The 18,331-nt window shown below is 46.4% G+C and carries 13 protein-coding genes; 6 read left to right on the forward strand and 7 right to left on the reverse strand.

The window, feature by feature from the left end; translation table 11 throughout:
- Positions 1–317: 317 nt before the first annotated feature.
- Positions 318–632, reverse strand: coding sequence for a hypothetical protein (locus tag ACYQ2M_RS21060; protein WP_459918359.1), 315 nt, complete (start codon positions 630–632; stop codon positions 318–320).
- Between the two features lie 155 nt (positions 633–787).
- On the opposite strand from ACYQ2M_RS21060, the gene ACYQ2M_RS21065 reads away from it, so the two are divergent.
- Positions 788–1,639, forward strand: coding sequence for an MBL fold metallo-hydrolase (locus tag ACYQ2M_RS21065; protein WP_459918360.1), 852 nt, complete (start codon positions 788–790; stop codon positions 1,637–1,639).
- 82 nt (positions 1,640–1,721) lie between these two features.
- On the opposite strand, the gene ACYQ2M_RS21070 is transcribed toward ACYQ2M_RS21065, so the two are convergent.
- The 6 genes from ACYQ2M_RS21070 to ACYQ2M_RS21095 all read right to left on the reverse strand — a co-directional run bounded on the left by ACYQ2M_RS21070 (position 1,722) and on the right by ACYQ2M_RS21095 (position 6,878).
- A complete protein-coding gene (locus tag ACYQ2M_RS21070) occupies positions 1,722–2,288 on the reverse strand; it encodes a UbiX family flavin prenyltransferase (protein ID WP_459918361.1) in 567 nt (188 codons plus the stop codon).
- A 173-nt stretch (positions 2,289–2,461) separates the two neighbouring features.
- Positions 2,462–3,394: a ketopantoate reductase family protein gene (locus tag ACYQ2M_RS21075; RefSeq protein ID WP_459918362.1), complete on the reverse strand. Its 933-nt coding sequence runs from the start codon at positions 3,392–3,394 to the stop codon at positions 2,462–2,464.
- A gap of 26 nt (positions 3,395–3,420) precedes the next feature.
- A complete protein-coding gene (locus ACYQ2M_RS21080; protein WP_459918363.1) occupies positions 3,421–3,726 on the reverse strand; it encodes a putative quinol monooxygenase in 306 nt (101 codons plus the stop codon).
- Between the two features lie 76 nt (positions 3,727–3,802).
- Positions 3,803–4,711 carry an SDR family oxidoreductase gene (locus ACYQ2M_RS21085; RefSeq protein WP_459918364.1) on the reverse strand — a complete coding sequence of 303 codons (909 nt, stop codon included), beginning with the start codon at positions 4,709–4,711 and terminating at the stop codon, positions 3,803–3,805.
- 260 nt (positions 4,712–4,971) lie between these two features.
- A complete protein-coding gene (locus ACYQ2M_RS21090; protein WP_459918365.1) occupies positions 4,972–6,129 on the reverse strand; it encodes an electron transfer flavoprotein subunit alpha/FixB family protein in 1,158 nt (385 codons plus the stop codon).
- A complete protein-coding gene (locus tag ACYQ2M_RS21095) occupies positions 6,126–6,878 on the reverse strand; it encodes an electron transfer flavoprotein subunit beta/FixA family protein (RefSeq protein ID WP_459918366.1) in 753 nt (250 codons plus the stop codon). The genes ACYQ2M_RS21090 and ACYQ2M_RS21095 overlap by 4 nt, the downstream gene beginning before the upstream one ends.
- 385 nt (positions 6,879–7,263) lie before the next feature.
- On the opposite strand from ACYQ2M_RS21095, the gene ACYQ2M_RS21100 reads away from it, so the two are divergent.
- The 5 genes from ACYQ2M_RS21100 to ACYQ2M_RS21120 all read left to right on the forward strand — a co-directional run bounded on the left by ACYQ2M_RS21100 (position 7,264) and on the right by ACYQ2M_RS21120 (position 18,306).
- Positions 7,264–8,472: an acyl-CoA dehydrogenase family protein gene (locus tag ACYQ2M_RS21100; protein ID WP_459918367.1), complete on the forward strand. Its 1,209-nt coding sequence runs from the start codon at positions 7,264–7,266 to the stop codon at positions 8,470–8,472.
- Between the two features lie 38 nt (positions 8,473–8,510).
- Positions 8,511–9,566 (forward strand): phosphotransferase family protein, encoded by a 1,056-nt coding sequence (locus ACYQ2M_RS21105; RefSeq protein ID WP_459918368.1) that lies wholly within the window; start codon positions 8,511–8,513, stop codon positions 9,564–9,566.
- 132 nt (positions 9,567–9,698) lie between these two features.
- Positions 9,699–10,619 (forward strand): 3-hydroxyacyl-CoA dehydrogenase, encoded by a 921-nt coding sequence (locus ACYQ2M_RS21110; RefSeq protein WP_459918369.1) that lies wholly within the window; start codon positions 9,699–9,701, stop codon positions 10,617–10,619.
- Between the two features lie 11 nt (positions 10,620–10,630).
- A complete protein-coding gene (locus ACYQ2M_RS21115) occupies positions 10,631–11,320 on the forward strand; it encodes a TetR/AcrR family transcriptional regulator (RefSeq protein ID WP_459918370.1) in 690 nt (229 codons plus the stop codon).
- Between the two features lie 1,094 nt (positions 11,321–12,414).
- Positions 12,415–18,306: a beta-ketoacyl synthase N-terminal-like domain-containing protein gene (locus tag ACYQ2M_RS21120; protein WP_459918371.1), complete on the forward strand. Its 5,892-nt coding sequence runs from the start codon at positions 12,415–12,417 to the stop codon at positions 18,304–18,306.
- The last annotated feature ends 25 nt before the right edge of the window (positions 18,307–18,331 follow it).

An 18,331-nucleotide genomic window follows, 5' to 3' on the forward strand; every position in this document is an offset into this window, starting at 1 on the left:
AATAATTAAAAACATTCGTCAAAAATCGTTCAAGCGAATTTTAAGCAAAATATATACCGCTTAAAATAAGTTGTGGGTGACCCATCTTTTTTTTGAACGCTTGTCAGACAAACAGGATCACTCGGCCTTGATCATCCGTCCCTGGAAGGCCAATGCCTGCCCCACGGATCTGTCCACCGTTCGGGGGAAGACATCTGATTTTTACGAAATCTCCATCCCTCCATGGCCAAAATCCGCCGGTCAAAGGCGGATTTTGGCCCGAAAAGAGCCATTGCTTTTAACGACGCCCTTTGATATTCTTTTCAGGCCTTTTTTTATTAGAAAACAAAACTTTCGGGCAACCTCAGCAGAGCCCCCCCGATGGGCAATAGGAACCGGCCAATTGAGCCGTCTGCGGTTCCGGGCCGGGCCCATTGCCCATCGGGGGGGGGCGGCATGATGGCATTTTCAATATTCGTTGTGTCCGGCAGGAAATGCCCGTTTAAATGAAACTCGTGCCATTCCGGCGATCGGGACAGGTATTGCTCTCCGCTCATGTATGCATGCGCATCACTTCGAGCCTCGCTGTCCGTCCTTGGGCTGCTCCGAGGGAAAATGGCAGCTTTTTCAACGTCCATGCTAAAAGCTGCCATTTAATACGCTCCGGGCAATACCTGCCCCGGTCACCTCTGTTATCGCGTTTCATGCTTCGTTGTGTCCGCCAGGGCATGCCCGGTATAAGAAAGGGGTTTGATAACAACATCAATTTCAAAGGAATTTTCCATAATTAAAAAAAAGGAGCTCAAAGATGGCAAACGCCAGCATTACCATTCTATGTGAAAACACTGCCAGTCAAATGATGGGAATCACAGGGGAACACGGGTTTTCCGCACTGGTTGAGAAAAACGGCAGAAAGCTGCTCCTGGACACCGGTCAAGGGCTCACCCTGAGAAACAATGCCCGGGTTCTGTCCGTGGATCTCACAAGCATTGACAAGATCGCTTTAAGCCATGGGCATCTGGACCACGCCGGTGGATTGTCAGAACTATTTTTCCCTGTCAAAAAGGTGGATGTGGTTGCCCACCCCGATATCTTTATTCCCAAATATTCTCAGATAATGCAGGGGGATACCCCCAAGCGTTTTTTCATCGGCATTAAAGATGATCGACGGTTTCTGGAAGAAAATCGAGGGCTTCATTTTTCCCTGAAACGGGAATATGAAGAGATTGAACCCGGGATCTTTTTTTCAGGTCAGGTGCCACGGGTGACGGATTATGAGAAACCCGACGCGCATTTAAAGGTGAAGAGTGGAGAGGAGTTCGTCCAGGACCCACTGCTGGATGATTCTTCTTTATTAATTGAAACCGATAAAGGCCCTGTCATCCTCACTGGATGTGCCCATTCTGGCATTGTCAATGTAATGGAACACTTTAAGAAACAAAGCGGACATGATACCTTCCATGCCATTATCGGGGGCACCCATCTGGGATTTCTGGGGCTGGGGGAACAGCTGGAACAGACCCTGGATGCCTTTGATCGTTTTAAGGTACAAAAAATTGCCGTTTCCCACTGCACAGGCAATGAAGCCGCAGCCATCTGCTATAACCGGTTTAAGGATCGGTTTGCCTTTGCCAATGCCGGATGGCGCATTGCTTTTTAATCTCAATTCTGTTGGCGCTTTATAGCCACGTTTGCAATGAAAAGAATATGGTTTTGGCAAAATGAGCACAACAATGGTGTGATCATGCCGGGTTTCCCCACCGACGGAACAGATGGTGCTCAATTTTTAAAAAATCAAGGGCTTTGCCCACACTCTGATGAATCAGATCTTCAATGCTCCGGGGCTGATGATAAAATGCCGGCATGGGTGGCAGAATGACTGCCCCCAGATCCGCAGTCCGGGACATGAGATTCAGGTGCCCCTTGTGAAGAGGTGTTTCCCGCACCATGAGCACAAGGGGCCTTTTTTCTTTTAATGTGACATCAGCTGCCCGGACAAGAAGATTGCTGCTGTAGGAATTGGCAATGGCCGAAAGCGTTTTAATGGTGCACGGGGCCACCAGCATGCCCCGGGTAAGAAAAGAGCCGCTGGCTACGGAGGCGGCCATGTCTTCTGGGTCATACACCGCGCCTGCCAGCTTTTTCACCTGTTCAGGGGAATAATCTGTTTCAATCTTAATGTTTGTTTCACCGGCCCGACTTAAAATCAAATGGGTTTCCACCCCCAGCTGTGCAAGCACTTTAAGCGTTTCAATGCCGTATATCACGCCACTTGCACCACTGATTCCAATAATAACAGGTAATCCCATTTTTAGATAATCCTTATTTTTATGACGGCTTTCGATGAATTAGATTATAACCAAAACTGGCGGAACGTATTCTGGACCCGGCCTGGCGACACAACAAACAATGGGTTGTAGACGCGGAGCCAAACGGCATTATGTAGAAACAGACGGCCATTGGGGCTCTGCTGTCGCAGCTTTCATATTGAGTTAAGCAGCTTATCAAGGGTTTTTCTTGTGTGAGGAGCAGCAATTTGAAATTTTTCAGCATATCGAACAATGGAGCCGCCAAACAGATCCCATTCGCTCAGCCTTCCTTTCGTTTCAACGTCCCTTTGCAGTGATGTTTTTGTTTCAAAAGGAAATTGCCTGGCCTTGGAAAAAGAGGTTTCCACAATATCAGAGGGAAGTGACACATTTAGAGCCCCGGCAATCAGGTAGACTTCCTCCATGATATTTTGTACAAGCATCCCAAGATCCGGGTCATCCAACACTTCACCCATGGTTTTATTAAAGGTGGCTGTCACCAGTGCAAAGGGGGCGATGAAAATATATTTTTTCCATATCTCAATGTTCACATCTTCAAAAAAATCAATGGGAATGCCGGCATTTTTAAAGAGCGTGATCCATTTTTCAGGGGAGTGTTCCGGATGCTTTGGATCACTGCCCACGGCGATCTGTCCATTTCCCCCTGTTTGAAAAATAACACCCGGGGATTCTATATGGGTGCTGACATACAGGCAGGCGGGGAAGATACAGCCATGGCTTAAATGCTGCCGCATGCGCTCATAAATATCCGCCCCGTTCAGCAGCGGAAGAATGGCCGAATTCTCATCTGTGATTTTCTTGATATCTCGAGCGGCGGTTTCCAGGTCGTACCCCTTTACCGATACCACCACGATATCAAAAATCGGTAAATCATCAACCGTGTCTGTGCAGGAATGGGGATGAACAAGAATCTGTTCTTTTCCACCGTCTTTTTTCAGAAGCAGGCCATTTTTTAAAATCTGGTCTCTGTGGGCTCCCCTTGCTATGAAATACACATCAACTTCATTGTTTTCTTTCAAATACTGAGTCAGTAAAGCGGCATAGTATCCCCCTACTCCACCGATCCCATAAAAACATATCTTCATCTCTTTACCTCAATAGTTGTAAAAAATTATATAGCCTGGAGTACTTTAAGCGACAAGCCCACAACAATATCCTCAACCTTTTTTTTGTATGTCAGCATGTGAGGTGCCGCCAGATGGGCCTTCAAATCTGCCAAAGTTTCCCATTGCTCAATGATGGTAACAACATTCTCATCCCGTTCCTGGGGAGGCAGGCCGGAATCCACGTCCATGGTGGGCAGATACCCCATGCAACCCTTTTCTTTGAGAACCAGCGGCACATTGGCTTTGAAAATTTCAATAAACTCTGGAATCCGGCCCTCTTTGATGCTTATTGATGCGATTACATTAATCATGTGCCTTCTCCTTTTTAATAATTAGAGGGTGGTAGATCTAAAAAAAACTGCAAAACACTTTTCAATAACAGACAAATCAGCTCAGCAGCGGCCCCATATACTCAAACATGCCAAGGCCACTGTCATGCTCCCTTTTGTTTTCCATGTCTGAAATTTTCTCAAAATTATCCCTGATTTCTTCAACGGAAATGGGGCGTTTTGCATCCCCAAGACAAATGCCGTCTCCGGAAACAATGGCGGTGCGGCCATACCATCCGGCTCCGGTGGTGTAAATATTGCCTGAAACCGTGTTGTCTTCAGAACATAGATACAGCACCATGGGGGCGTTGAACTGGGGATTCATCTTTTCTTCAAATTCCGGGGGAAATACGTCCGCTGTCATGCGGGACCAGGCATTGGGGGCAACGGTGTTGATCTTGATATCATATTTGGATAACTCAAGTTTAAGTGTGTTCATGATACCCACCAGCCCCATCTTGGCCGCCCCATAATTGGTCTGGCCAAAATTACCATAAAGTCCGGACACGGATGCCGTAAAAATAATACGGCCATAATTGTTTTCTTTCATGACTTTAACGGCTGGTTGGGTGACACAAAAGGCTCCTTTTAAATGAACCCCGATGACCAAGTCCCATTCATCTTCCGTCATTTTCATGAAGGACTTGTCCCTTAAGATACCGGCATTATTGATAAGGATATCCACTTTTCCATAGGTATCCATGGCCGCTTGAACAATATTTTTTCCACCGGCCATGGTGGCAACAGAATCATGGCTGGCAACGGCCTGTCCGCCCTGTGAAACGATCTCTTCAACCACCTTATCAGCAGCAGAGGTGTCGGCACCGGCACCATCCCGGCTGACCCCAAGATCATTGACCACCACCTGGGCTCCCCGGCGGGCCAGTTCCAGGGCATACATTCTGCCAATGCCCTGCCCTGCCCCGGTAACGATTGCCACTCTGCCTTCAAAATTGACTTCTTCCATTTGCGTCTCCATTCGTGTTTGATGTGAAAAAGCGGGTGCTGGACACTTGGTACCCAGGTGCTGGTTTTTTGGTATTTGGTACTAGGGTACTGGGTGTCAGTCAGCTTACCTTTTCTAGTTTCTGTTGGGGGTGTTCGACAATCCATCGGACATTGTATCTTTTTTGCATTCCCTTATCTCAAAAATAACAGCAGAACACAAGCCTGACCCCGTAGGTCCGACAATAGCGACGGCTGGTGAATGATGTGATCATGCCTGAATTATTTTATGCCGTCTCCATTTTTTTCACCAGACAGGGTTGCAAGACAAATGGGAAGGAAGATGTTGAGATCCTCCACAATGCACACATCTGCCATGTTCATCATGGGTGCTGTGGGATCTCTATTAATGGACACCACAAATTCGGATTGATCCATGCCAGCAAGATGCTGAAAAGCCCCGGAAATACCACAGGCCATATACAGCTTTGGTGCCACCACGGCCCCGGTGATGCCCACCTGCTGGCCATGGGAAAGCAACCCGCTGTCACACACAATGCGGGATCCCCCCACGGCACACTTATGAAACAAACGGGCAAACTTAAGAACAATGTCAAGATTTTCCTGGGAACCAATGCCGTTACCCACCGACAGAACAACTGAGGCGTCTGACAGACCCTTCATATCAGATGGGGGCTTTTTTATGCCTTTAAACCGTATGTTTTCCCATACTTTGCAGCTGTCTGTGGAGAGCTTTTCCACCATTGGTGATTGGCTTTTTAAATGGTTTACGGTCAAAGAACCCGCCGCTGACATGTCCAGCTTCAGTGGTTTACACGCTCCGGGCTGGATACTCAGCACCACCCGTTGTGTCAACGCAGAAATCCATGCAAGTTTTTTTCCGTTTTCCATGGCCCGAAGAAAATTAAGGCCATCTTTATCTGTTTCAACGTCCTGGACCCCACTGACATGGGCAGCCCCCAGTCTAACGGCAAGACCCGGGGCAAAATCCATACTCTGGGCCGTATGAGCAGTACAGATCAATGCGGATTCATGTGGGTCAAAAAAAGCGGACAGGGCCTGTATATAAATCCGGCTGTCTTGATGGCCGCCTATATGTAAAGGTGCTGGGTTCTGGGTACTGGGTATTGGGTGCTGGATAGTGGGGGCTTGGTGCTGGGTGTTTAGAGGAATAGCTTTTTCATGATTTCTTGTGTTGGTCAGAACATGGCTGTTATCTGAAACATCAAGAAGGGTAACGGTAATACCCTTGTCTGCCATGTCTTTGGCCAGGGAAAAAAGATTGTTCCCCACCAGGACAAGTTCCACACAAAGTGATTGAAGGCTTGCCACCTTCCCGGCAAAACCAAGCAGTTCATGGGTAATGGGAGAAATGGTCTTCCCGTCATGCTGGGCAATGACAAAGATTTTTTTCTTCATGAAAGTCTCCTGTTTAGAAGCCCTTTTTCCTCTAATATCTGACCAAGGGTCACGGCTTTTTCCTCCGGAGAGCCTTGTAAAACAAGGCCGTTTCGTTTCTTTTCCGGAACTGCCAGTCGCTTGATCTCCTGTCTTGCTGGTGGTGGCCCAAGGTCGTCTTCGTTAAGACACAAGGGGAGATGCCGGGCGGCCCGCAGCATACCGGAAAGAGATGGATATCTGGGGGAATTGATTCCCGATTGCAGCGTGAGCACACAGGGCAGCGGAAATTCCCAGGATTCCCTGACCCCTCCTTCAAGTTCACGGTCCAGGCTCACCCCCTGCCGGGAAATTTGTGCAGAGATCACCGATGTGGCACAGGGCATTAAAAGCAGTTCCGCCACCATGGGTCCCACCTGAGACTGCATGAGATCCTCGGACATGACACCGGCAAGGATAAGATCATAGGCGGATTTTTCTGCGTGGGCAGCAATGAGTGTGGCCGTGTAAAACGGATCGAACATGTGGGCTTCCCGGGCCTTGATGTGTATGGCCTGATCTGCACCCATGCCAATGGCCCGGGTTAACACAGGTTCAGATGTCTCCATTCCAACGCTTATGACATCAATGCTTCCTTCTCCCAGGGATTCCCGGAACAAAAAGGCCTGCTCCAGGGCAAAGGCATCAAAAAGATTCATGCGGTATTCTGTTATCTGCTCTACTGATTCCTGGTTTTCAGGCACAGCTTTGGCACATACAAGTATTTTCATAAAATTTCCTTAAACCGGGCACGGTCGCATCAATAATTATACACCATTACTCCATGGTATGATTGGGAGGCTTGCTCACAACATGGGCCACCCGGTGACCCGCCAACTGTGATGGATGGTCCATGGTATGAGTAAGCCCTGTGGTTTTAAAATATTGAAAGGCTTTTATCCTTGATCAATGGACAAAATCAAAAGTTTGAAACACCATAAAAAATGGGGCTTCACATGTCAATATTAAAATGAACGAACGTTATATTTTATTTATAACGATCGTTATATTTTTCTTGACATATGCATGCACGGACGTGTATTTCATTTACTCAGATCACAAAACACTTACCCTGCTTTAAACCACCTGTTTCCCATAAAAACAAGGAGCTTTCCCATGGATTTTGCCGTATCTGAAAAAATGCAGATCATCATCAAAATGATTGATGAATTTGTGGAAAAAGAACTCATTCCCCTGGAACCGGATTTCCTGACCCGCCCCACCAGTGAATTGTTACCCCGGCTCCGGGAAAAGCAGAAACTGGTTAAACAGATGGAGCTGTGGGCTCCCTGCCACCCCAAAAAATATGGCGGCATGGGTTTAAACCTCATGGAACATGCTTTGGTATCCGAAGCCCTGGGACGAAGTCCCCTTGGGCATTTTGTTTTCTGGTGCCAGGCCCCGGATGTGGGAAACATAGAAATACTGGACATGTTCGCCACCCCCTCACAGAAGGAACGTTATCTGATGCCCCTGATCCAGGGAGATATCAGAAGCTGCTTTTCCATGACCGAAGTCACCCAGGCCGGGTCCAACCCCTTGCTCATGGACACCACCGCCGTCATTGAGGGTGATGATTATGTCATCAATGGCCAGAAATGGTATACCACGGCCGCAGATGGTGCCAGCTTTGCCATTGTCATGGCAAAGACCAATCCCAAAGCCGATGCCTACCACCAGGCCAGCATGATTCTGGTGCCCTGTGACACCCCGGGATTTAATCTGGTGCGAAATATTCCCGTCATGGGCCACACCGGGGACGACTATTTCAGCCATGCCGAGATTCTCTATCAAAACTGCCGAGTTCCCCGGGAAAACCTCCTTGGAAAAGAAGGTCACGGTTTTGTCATTGCCCAGGAACGGCTGGGTCCAGGACGCATCCACCACTGCATGCGCTGGATCGGTATCTGCAACCGGGCCTTTGATCTCATGTGCGCCCGGGCAAGGGACAGGGTTATTTCCCCCCATGGTCACACGCTTGCCACCCGTCAGATCATCCAGTCCTGGATTGCCGAATGTGCCGCAGAGATTCAGGGCGCACGCCTGATGGTTCTCCACGCCGCATGGAAAATAGAAAATGAGGGGGCCAAGGCCGCCCGAAAGGAAATTTCTCTCATCAAATTCCAGGTGGCCAATGTCATGCAGAAGGTGATTGATACAGCGTTGCAGGTACATGGCGGGCTTGGCATGACCGATGACACCATTCTGGCCTTTTTCTTCCGCCACGAACGAGCTGCCCGGATATACGACGGAGCCGATGAGGTACATAAAGTCTCCGTGGCAAAACAGATTTTAAAGACATATCAGGGCCGCACAGTGAAATAATCGCCACCTGAAAAAATAAAAAAAAGGAACAGATACCCATGGATTGCACAGACCAGCCCACAGCTATCCGCCCGGGTGAAGACCTCGACCAGGAACGCCTTGAATCCTGGCTTAAAGACAGCCTTCCCGGACTTGACGGCTCGTTAAGCATTCAGCAATTCCCCAGCGGGCATTCCAACCTGACCTATCTCATCCAGGTGGGAAAAAAACAGATGGTGCTTCGCCGTCCGCCCTTTGGCACCAAGCCCAAAAATGCCCATGACATGACCCGGGAATATAAAATTTTAAAGGCCCTTAAACCGGTATTTCCCTATGTTCCCCAACCCCTTGCCCACTGCGACAGCAATGAGGTCATGGGATGTGCATTTTATGTCATGGAACGGATGGATGGCATTATTCTTCGCCGGGAAATTCCACCCCAATTAAATCTCTCCCCGGATCAGATTCGCCGCTTATTTGAAAAACATGTGGAAATCCAGTATCAACTGCATTCACTGGATTATGAAAAAATCGGCATGGCTGAACTGGGCAGGCCCGCAGGCTATGTCCAACGTCAGGTCAGTGGGTGGAGCAAGCGCTATCGTAATGCAAAAACCCCGGATGCCCCGGAATTTGAAGGGATCATGACATGGCTGGATGCCCAAATGCCGGAAGATTCACCCATCTCCGGGATTATCCACAATGACTTTAAATTTGACAACCTGGTGCTGGACGTCAAAGATCCATTGATCGTTAAAGGGGTGTTAGACTGGGAGATGACCACCATCGGAGATCCCCTGATGGATCTGGGGTGTACCCTTGGATATTGGGTGGAAAAAGATGATCCCCTGCAATACCAGGCCATGCGAAGCCTTCCCACCCATGTGGAAGGGGCACTGACCCGTAGGGAGATGGTGGCTCATTATGAAAAAATTTCCGGTCGCACCATTGAAAACATGGATTTTTATCTGTGTTTTGGTCTGTTTCGCCTGGCCGTCATTGCCCAGCAAATCTATTATCGATTTTACCATGGACAGACCAGGGACCCGCGATTCAAGCACCTGATCCATGCGGTTAAAATTCTGGAACAGGCGGCTGAAAAAACAATTAATTAGACAATGACTTAATCAGAAAACCGGGCGTGGTCATGACATGGGCCATTCGTCATAATTGCAAGCCTGACCCCTCCCCAAAATGGCTGATATGGTGAACAAACACCAATTGAAAGATCAACAAGGAGAAAATAAATGCGTTGTGAAGATATCAAAACGGTTTTAATTATCGGTGCCGGTACCATGGGGCATCAGATCGGATTTCAATGTGCAGTAAGCGGTTACGATGTGATGCTCTATGACCTGTTTCCGGAAATGCTTGAAAAAGCAGAGAAACGACTGGACTCCCTGGCACGACGTCTGGTGAAAAAGAAAAGGATCTCTTCATCGCTGGCAAAAAAGGCCCGGGAACGCATGGTACTCACCAGTGATGCCCGGAAAGCCGGAGAAAATGCCAACATTGTCAGCGAGAGTGTGCCGGAAGATCCTAAGCTTAAAGGAGAACTATTTGCCCGGTTTAACGATATCTGTCCCCCGGCAACCATATTCACCACCAACACCTCTTCCCTGGTACCTTCCATGTTCGCAAACGCCACCGGGCGTCCGGAACAATTTCTGGCCCTCCATTTCCATGATATTGCCCTGAGTCGCATCGTGGATGTCATGCCCCATGCCGGAACCCATGGTGAAATGATTCAAATAGTGGTTGATTTTGCGGAAAAAATCGGGCAGATTCCAATTGTATTAAAAAAAGAACAACCCGGCTATCTTTTCAATAACATGCTCATGGCCTATTTGGACGCAGCGTTGAGCCTTGCCGCATCAGAGGTGGCCACCATTGAAGACATTGACAGGGCCTGGATGGGCATCATGCACACCCCCGCAGGTCCCTTTGGAATAATGGATTCCGTGGGCCTTGATACCTGTTGGAAGATAACCCACTATTGGGCGGAAAAGAAAAGTAATCCAAAGGCCTTGAAAAATGCGGCATTCATTAAATCCCATGTGGATGCCGGACAACTGGGCCAGAAATCAGGCAGGGGATTTTACACATATCCTGCCCCAGCATTTGAATCTCCTGATTTTCTAACCAAAGGAACACAACCCCCCAGGTAATGTAAAAAAATATGAATTACACTGATTTTCAAAAGCAGATAAAAATCACTCGGAAAAGCATCTGTCAGGATTATTTTCAACACCATCAGGATGCCATTCGCATTAAAAAAGAAGAAACTGTTATCCGAAACCTGGAAAAGATTTTTAATGCTGCCTTGAAAATAAGCAACACCAAGGGATTTCAGGCCATGAGCATGCGGGATCTGGCCCGGGAAACCGGGCTGAGTACCGGGGCACTATATGCCTATTTTTCAAGCAAAAACGATCTGTTAAATAAAATGCAGTCCCACAGGCGCAACACGGTGATGCAGATCATGGATACCTGCCTTGATCCAGAATTAGCCCCCCTTGAACAGCTGATCACAATTATAAAGGTGCACCTTTATTTAAGTGAGGCCATGCAGCCCTGGTTTTATTTTTCTTACATGGAAAGCAAAAACATGTCCAGAACCCAGCGGAACAAACTGGTTGCGGGTAGTCTTGCCACGGAAAATTTCATTGCGGACATCATTAGAAAAGGGCAGTCAACCGGCGTATTTAAGGAGCACGACGCAGACATCAGCGCCGGTATGATCAAAGCCCTGCTCCAGGATTGGTATCTCAAACATAAAAAACATGCCCGCCGGAAGATAACGGTTGATCACTATGCCGATATTGTTCAGCAAATCATAATTCCTTTTTTGAAGAGAAACGGGGATTGATCACGAATGCCGCACAATTAATCCCAGATGAAATAAAATAAATCGACAGGCTGTTACGGAATGCATGATCTCACGAATCAAGGCATAGCATATAGTGACCCTTGGGCTTCAACGATACCACATATTGCGGTTTATTGAAGATTTTCTTAATTCCGCAATAGCCTGTGGAGTGGATGTCGAAACACTGATAAAAAATAATGACCTGCCTGACAACAGGATCTGCTTCTTTATATCTACCTTTATTCCCAACAAACACCTCCCTGTAAATCGTTTAACTATGGAAGTATTTTTCTGAGCGCTTGGCTATTGACAATGGCAGCTTTGTTGATGTAGGGTCATATATTAAGGGGGGGGGATTCTCTTTAGAATGGGAATATACGAAATACGCATCAAAAATTCATTTTTTGCACAAAAACCTGTCAAGTAAAAAATGAATTGGAACCTACTTTTTTTCGATGCTGAATAGATACAAATGAGGTATTGAAACCCAATCAAATGTTTTTTTGCTGTTTTAGACAAAAAATAATCATAATAAATCGCTGGCAGCTTTCATTCACCAGATAATATTTATAAGTGAGATGAAATAAGAATGCTAATTCCATAAGCTCTAAGTCTTTTACAAAAAACTCCTTCTAAGAATCTTTAATAATTTGGAATTTTAATTTTTGTTGTGGCAGGCGTTCTCTGCTATGTGAGTTATAGAGAGCGAGTCCTCAAACTGTATGAATTAATATCCCAATTTTTGGATTTCATTTCAAAGCTGGCGTTTTTATGCAGTTTATACACCGACGGGTTCAGGCTTGTGTTATTGGAGACTGAGGCTTTTATCAGGCTCCATGCTTTTGACAACAGATTATCTTTCAAGACAAATTGCAATAAATTGCAACAAAAGTACCAATAACCCAAGCCTGATCCCGCCACGAAAAGCGAACACCGAAAGCTCAGTTCATTTGTCAAGCTATCTTAAAACAATTTTTGCAAAACAATACCACATTGTCACGCCGCAATTACTTTGATTCTAAAACACTTTTTTTGGGGCTCTGGGGAACACGCATGAAAAAATGCCTTGGACTAAAAGAGCCAAAGGAGACAATATGGGGCCACACATTATAATTACACCTTCACATATTTGTGATGCAAGTATAGCCATTGCTGGAATTCGTTGCGGAGAGACAGGTATTCTTGATCTGGGATACAACAAAAACTATAAAAATATGTTGCGAGCCCTTGATCTATTGCATCATGCTGCCGGAGACTCTATTCACTGGGGGGTTCGATGGGATACTCTTTTCTCGCCTTCCCGATCTCCTGAAACACTGGTCAAACTTATCAAATCTTCCATACCAATAATTGTTCTTGCTGGAATATTGCCTTCAGACATGGAAGCGGCGTGCCAGGTGGCGCATCAATACGCTTCAAAGGTTTATCTGGAAGTCACAACGCTTAAAATGGCCCAGATTGCCCAAAAATCAGGATGTGAAGGGATCATCATCAAAGGAAATGAGGCCAGCGGATTTACAGGCAACGAATCTTCATTTATCTTAGCTCAACAACTCAAGGGGCAAATAGATTTACCCTATTGGATATGGGGCGGCATGGGACAGCACACCATTTCTGCAGTACGCGTGGCAGGAGCCCAGGGCGGTGTTTTCTGTGAACAACTCTGGCTTGCAGAGGAGTCTCCCTTTTCAGTGGAACAAAAAAATCTTTGGAAAAGCATGGACGGAAGTGAAACCATCTGCCTGGGCCACAGGGATTCCTTTTTCCGATTGTACACCCGTACCGGACGACATCTGATTCCCGAGTACGAGAAGCAGTTGGCCCAAAGCGATAACTGGCGATCCACCATGGCCCAACTCCTGCTGGACGCTTCTGATGATATGGGGTTTATACCTTGTGGACAGGATATAGGAATGGCCTCCCATCTAGCCCAAACCTCTGGCACCATCAGTACAATTTTTGCAAACATTAAAAAGAATTATGTCGATCATATTGAACAGGCAATAAAATTTCGTTCTTTATCAATGGGTGCCCCACTTGCCATTATGCATGGAACAACCTACCCCATTATCCAGGGTCCCATGGCCAATGTCAGCGATGTTGCCCCATTCAGTGTGGAAATAGCAGACCAAGGTGGGCTTCCATTTGTTGCTATGTCTGCACTGCCCGGTCCTAAAATCAGGGAGCTTCTGAAGCGAATCCATGACGAAATAAAACCTCGCCCCTGGGGGGTCGGAACGTTGGGTTTCCTCCCTGAAGCCCTTCGGAATGAACAGTTTCAGGCCATCAAAGAATTCAATCCTCCCTTTGCCATAATCGCCGGTGGGCGCCCAAGTCTTGCCATGCAATATGAAGCAGAAGGGATTTCAACCTACCTTCATGTCCCCACTCCCGGCCTGCTAAAGCAATTTATCAAAAAAGGAGCCACCAAATTTATCTTTGAAGGCAGAGAGTGTGGCGGACACGTGGGACCGTTATCCAGTTTTACCCTGTGGGAATCTGCCATAAATATCTTGCTGACCAATAATATTGATGAGCCTAAACAGCTACAGGTTCTTTTTGCAGGAGGCATCCATGACGCCCTTTCATCTGCCATGGTTCAGGCGCTTGCTGCGCCGCTGTCAGCTGTGGGGATAAAGTTGGGAGTGGTTATGGGAAGTGCCTATCTTTTCAGCAAAGAGGCGGTAACCCATGGGGCTATCACCCCAGAGTACCAGAAACAGGTTTTGGCCTGTGAAACCACCCACCTGCTTCAATCCGGTATCGGACATGCTTCCTGCTGTGTGGAGACACCGTTTATTGAAAAATTCTACACGGCAAAACAAACACTGATCTTAAGTGGCAAAACAGATGCTGAAATTTTCAAAGAACTTGAACTAATGAATCTTGGACGTCTGAAACTTGCCTCAAAAGGCGTATCTACGACTTATAAAGAATCTCCTGATAAAGATCACGTGAAACACATTCAGATCGAAGAGACAAAAGAGAATGATGACACCCAACGAAATGAAGGGTTATTTATGATCGGTCAGATTGCCCTGCTAAAGAATAAAACATTCTCCATAAAACAGCTGCACAAAGAGATATCTCACAAAAGCTTCACAATATTAGAGGCCTTCGGTCCTGTCACTAAAACCACTAATATAGAAACCACCAAAAAACAGCCACTGTCACCAACTAGAAACCAAGACATTGCCATTATCGGAATGGCCTGTTTTCTGCCGGAGGCCAACAACACTAAAGAATACTGGCAAAATATCTTAAACCAGGTCTGTGCAATAAAAGAGATTCCTGAAAACAGATGGATCATAGATAATTTTTTTGATCCTGATCGCAAATCCAGTGAAAGAACATACTCCAAATGGGGGGGCTTTTTAAAGGATATTCTCTTTGATCCCATTAAATATTCCATGGCCCCGAAAAGCCTTGAATCCATAGACTCAACGCAGTTGCTGGCTCTGGAGGTTGCCACCCAGGCACTGGAACAAGCAGGGATCCAGAATCCTGAATTTCCCCGTAAAAGAACCGCCGTTTTCTTTGGTAGCGGCGGAATTAACAGTCTGGGAATGGATTTTGGTAGCCGTGTCATGGCTGAGTACTATTCAGGTAAGTTAAAAGATATTCCTGTGCAAATCAAAGAAGATATACTGAAAACAATCAAAGGGAATTTGCCAAAATGGACGACAGATTCATTTCCTGGAGTCATTGGAAATGTTATTGCAGGACGTATTACCAACCGACTTAACCTTGGAGGTATGAACTTTACCTGCGATGCCGCATGTGCGTCTTCATTTGCCGCAATGGATATCGCCATAAGGCAACTCAGAACCAATGCTTGTGATGCGGCAGTCGTGGGGGGGGTAGATGCGGGTAACCATCCCTTGGAGTACGTGATGTTTTCCCGTGCCCAGGTGTTGTCTCCCACGGGAAAAAGTCTTCCCCTGGACGACAGTGCCGACGGAATCGTTCTAAGCGAAGGCGCAGCCGCCGTGGTATTGAAACGGTTAACCGATGCTGAACGTGATAAAGATCATATTTTTGCCGTTATTAAGGGGATGGGAGGATCCAGTGACGGCCGAAACAAGAGTCTCGTGGCTCCTAATTCAGAAGGTCAGGTTCGAGCCATGAAAATAGCCTATGAAGATGCAGGCATCTCCCCCGAAACGGTTACCATGATGGAGCTGCATGGAACTGGCACCGTCATCGGTGACAGGGTTGAAATGCAGGCATGCAAGGAACTGTTTGATGGCTATAGCATCAAATCGCACAACAGTTGTGCTGTGGGTTCAGTAAAATCAATGATTGGCCATACCAAGATTACAGCAGGTCTGGCAGCAGTGATCAAGACCGCTCTGGCCATTGAACATAAAATTCTTCCTCCGACCATGGGTGTTGAAATCCCCAACACAAAAGTAAATTTCACCGACTCCCCCTTTTATATCAATAGCGACACCCGCCCGTGGCTTCAAAACAGCCTCGCAGATAGGCGAAGAGCTGGATTAAGTTGTTTTGGATTTGGAGGCAGCAATTTCCACATGGTTATGGAAGAATATTCGCGGAATTCTAGCGATAAGTCTGTGAAAAACCTGATCCCCCGTGATGTAGAGCTATTTACATTCTGCGCGCCCACACGTGACCAGTTGCAAAAGCAAATCGATCACCTGATCACTCTCCTCCAGGGAGTGAACGTGTTGGATTTCAGCCAGCTGGCCTATTCTATTTTTATTGATTCATACAAATATCAGCCCGAAAAACCCGATTACCGATTAAATATTGTTGCCACCTCTCCCCGTGACTTGGAAAACAAACTTAAGATAATACTGTCTGATCTGAATGAAAATAACATAATGAAACGAGAGCCTCAGGGAATATATTACTCTGAAGCTTATTCTTCAGACACCTCTAATGGTTCAATCGGACCTATCTGCTTTCTGTTTCCGGGTCAAGGATCTCAAAGAATAAACATGCTTAAAGATCTTGTCGTCTCCATTCCTGAAACATACCACCTGATTGAATTGGCTGACAAACTTACCCATAGTACAGATGACAGATCTCTTTCCAACTACATTTTTCCCATACCCGTCTTTTCCGATGAAGAAAAGAGACTTCAGCAAAAAAAGCTTAACCAAACAAGTTTGGCACAACCCGCCATGGGATTAATGAATCTTATCGCCTATGACATTCTCCAATTATTTGGAATTAAACCGGATATGGTTGCAGGTCACAGCTACGGAGAATATGTTGCCCTCTGCACCGCCGGAGTTTTTTCCAGGAAAGATCTTATTGAAATTTCCGAAAGTCGTGGGTTAATGATTGAAGCGTTTTCAAAGAAAAAAACCGGCACCATGGCAGCTGTCCAAGCCGATTCTGAAACCACCTCACGACTGATCGATACACTGGGTTTAAATGTATCCATTGCTAACTACAACTCCCCATTGCAGAATGTCCTCAGCGGCCCTGTGGAAGCTATTGATAAAGCAGTCACTGCAATTGAAGCTCAAGGAATCCGTATTAAAAAAATTCCGGTCACAGCGGCATTCCATACCAGGGCTATGGACAGTATTAGTGACAGCCTGGAAAAAGCGTTGAAAGAAATAACAATGAATAAGCCAGACATCACGGTATTCAGCAATGCCACTGCCCTGCATTATCCGGAAGATTTTGACGAAATTCGTCGTTATATAAAGCAGCACAGTTCAGAAGCTGTGAACTTTGAAAAAATGATCTGGAATATGTATGGGGAGGGGGCTCGACTCTTTATTGAAGTGGGCCCAGGCAGAGTTCTCACCGGGCTTGTTAAAAGTATTCTCGGGGATGCCCCCTACACTGCAATCTCACTGGAGGCACCAGGCCGCTCTGGATGGGACCAGTTGTCCCACCTGTTAGCCCAGGTTAAGTCCCTTGGTGTTCCAGTTGATCTGTTACCCTGCTTTGAAGGGAGAGGCCTGCATCACATCAATACAGAAAAATTCATCACTGAAACCAAAAACAATGCCACTCCTGGTCCCATGGCTTGGAGAATTTTTGGAGGTCGAGGTGAAGCCTTTTATCCTATTTCAAAGGGAAAAAAGCCCCTTCAGAAAAGCCAGATTGAAACAAGTCCCATTTTAAAAAATGATGTTACCCACAAGAAAATGTCAAAAATATCATCTTCAAACTTAGCACCCTTTTCCTCTTCAATCGCTAACCAAGAGAAGGAAAACACCATGCCGACACAAAGAGAAAAAATATCATCCCCCCCCACTGCCCCAAACATTACAGATAATAGTATCTTGAGTGTTCTGGGACAATGCAATAGAACAATGGCACATCTTTTTGAAATGCAAACGGAACAACACCGAACAACCCAGCAGTTTCTAAAGATGCAGGAAACAATGATCCATGCTGCCCTCAATGGAAGCGTGGTTGCTAATAAATCTGAAGGACACTCATTTCCACAACCGGTTGTACCTTCACAGATTCATAAGGAAAATTTGAATTTTGTTACCCAGCCGGTTCCACCGGCTCCAACACTTCCCTCCCTGGAAAAAATCTGGGCAAATCCCTCTCCCGTGGTAAAACCGGAGTCTCCCCCTCAACAGTCCCCAGAGAGATTTAATCCTGAAATATCACCAGATGTCGCTGTGGATCATCCCACCCCTCCCATTGAGATAAAAGCGATTTCACAACTACCTGATTTGAATGAATTTAAACAGGCTCTCATCAAAGCGACCTGTGGACACACCGGATTCCCGGAAGATATGCTGGATCTTAACATGAATATGGAAGTTGATCTTGGCATTGATTCTATAAAGAAACTGGAAATTTTCAGCACCCTGGATGAAAAGTACCAGCTCATGAAAAACGGGAACGAAGAGCTTATCATTGAAGAATTGTCAGAAATAACCTCCCTGGGAGGCATTGTGGAGTGGTATGGAAAAAAGCGTGAAGATTTCCTGAATTCTGATTCAGTAATGAATAAAGGGACGTCCTCTGCAAACAGGTAATTACTGGGTACAAAGCAATATGTCC

It is taken from the genome of Desulfocicer niacini, assembly GCF_054657595.1.

Bases quoted from the DNA above. Each gene is read 5' to 3' on its own strand.
- ACYQ2M_RS21100 (WP_459918367.1), top strand. From the start codon at position 7,264: ATGGATTTTGCCGTATCTGAAAAAATGCAGATCATCATCAAAATGATT.
- ACYQ2M_RS21075 (WP_459918362.1), bottom strand. From the start codon at position 3,394: ATGAAGATATGTTTTTATGGGATCGGTGGAGTAGGGGGATACTATGCC.
- ACYQ2M_RS21085 (WP_459918364.1), bottom strand. From the start codon at position 4,711: ATGGAAGAAGTCAATTTTGAAGGCAGAGTGGCAATCGTTACCGGGGCA.
- ACYQ2M_RS21105 (WP_459918368.1), top strand. From the start codon at position 8,511: ATGGATTGCACAGACCAGCCCACAGCTATCCGCCCGGGTGAAGACCTC.
- ACYQ2M_RS21080 (WP_459918363.1), bottom strand. From the start codon at position 3,726: ATGATTAATGTAATCGCATCAATAAGCATCAAAGAGGGCCGGATTCCA.
- ACYQ2M_RS21120 (WP_459918371.1), top strand. From the start codon at position 12,415: ATGGGGCCACACATTATAATTACACCTTCACATATTTGTGATGCAAGT.
- ACYQ2M_RS21070 (WP_459918361.1), bottom strand. From the start codon at position 2,288: ATGGGATTACCTGTTATTATTGGAATCAGTGGTGCAAGTGGCGTGATA.
- ACYQ2M_RS21065 (WP_459918360.1), top strand. From the start codon at position 788: ATGGCAAACGCCAGCATTACCATTCTATGTGAAAACACTGCCAGTCAA.
- ACYQ2M_RS21090 (WP_459918365.1), bottom strand. From the start codon at position 6,129: ATGAAGAAAAAAATCTTTGTCATTGCCCAGCATGACGGGAAGACCATT.
- ACYQ2M_RS21060 (WP_459918359.1), bottom strand. From the start codon at position 632: ATGGCAGCTTTTAGCATGGACGTTGAAAAAGCTGCCATTTTCCCTCGG.
- ACYQ2M_RS21110 (WP_459918369.1), top strand. From the start codon at position 9,699: ATGCGTTGTGAAGATATCAAAACGGTTTTAATTATCGGTGCCGGTACC.
- ACYQ2M_RS21115 (WP_459918370.1), top strand. From the start codon at position 10,631: ATGAATTACACTGATTTTCAAAAGCAGATAAAAATCACTCGGAAAAGC.
- ACYQ2M_RS21095 (WP_459918366.1), bottom strand. From the start codon at position 6,878: ATGAAAATACTTGTATGTGCCAAAGCTGTGCCTGAAAACCAGGAATCA.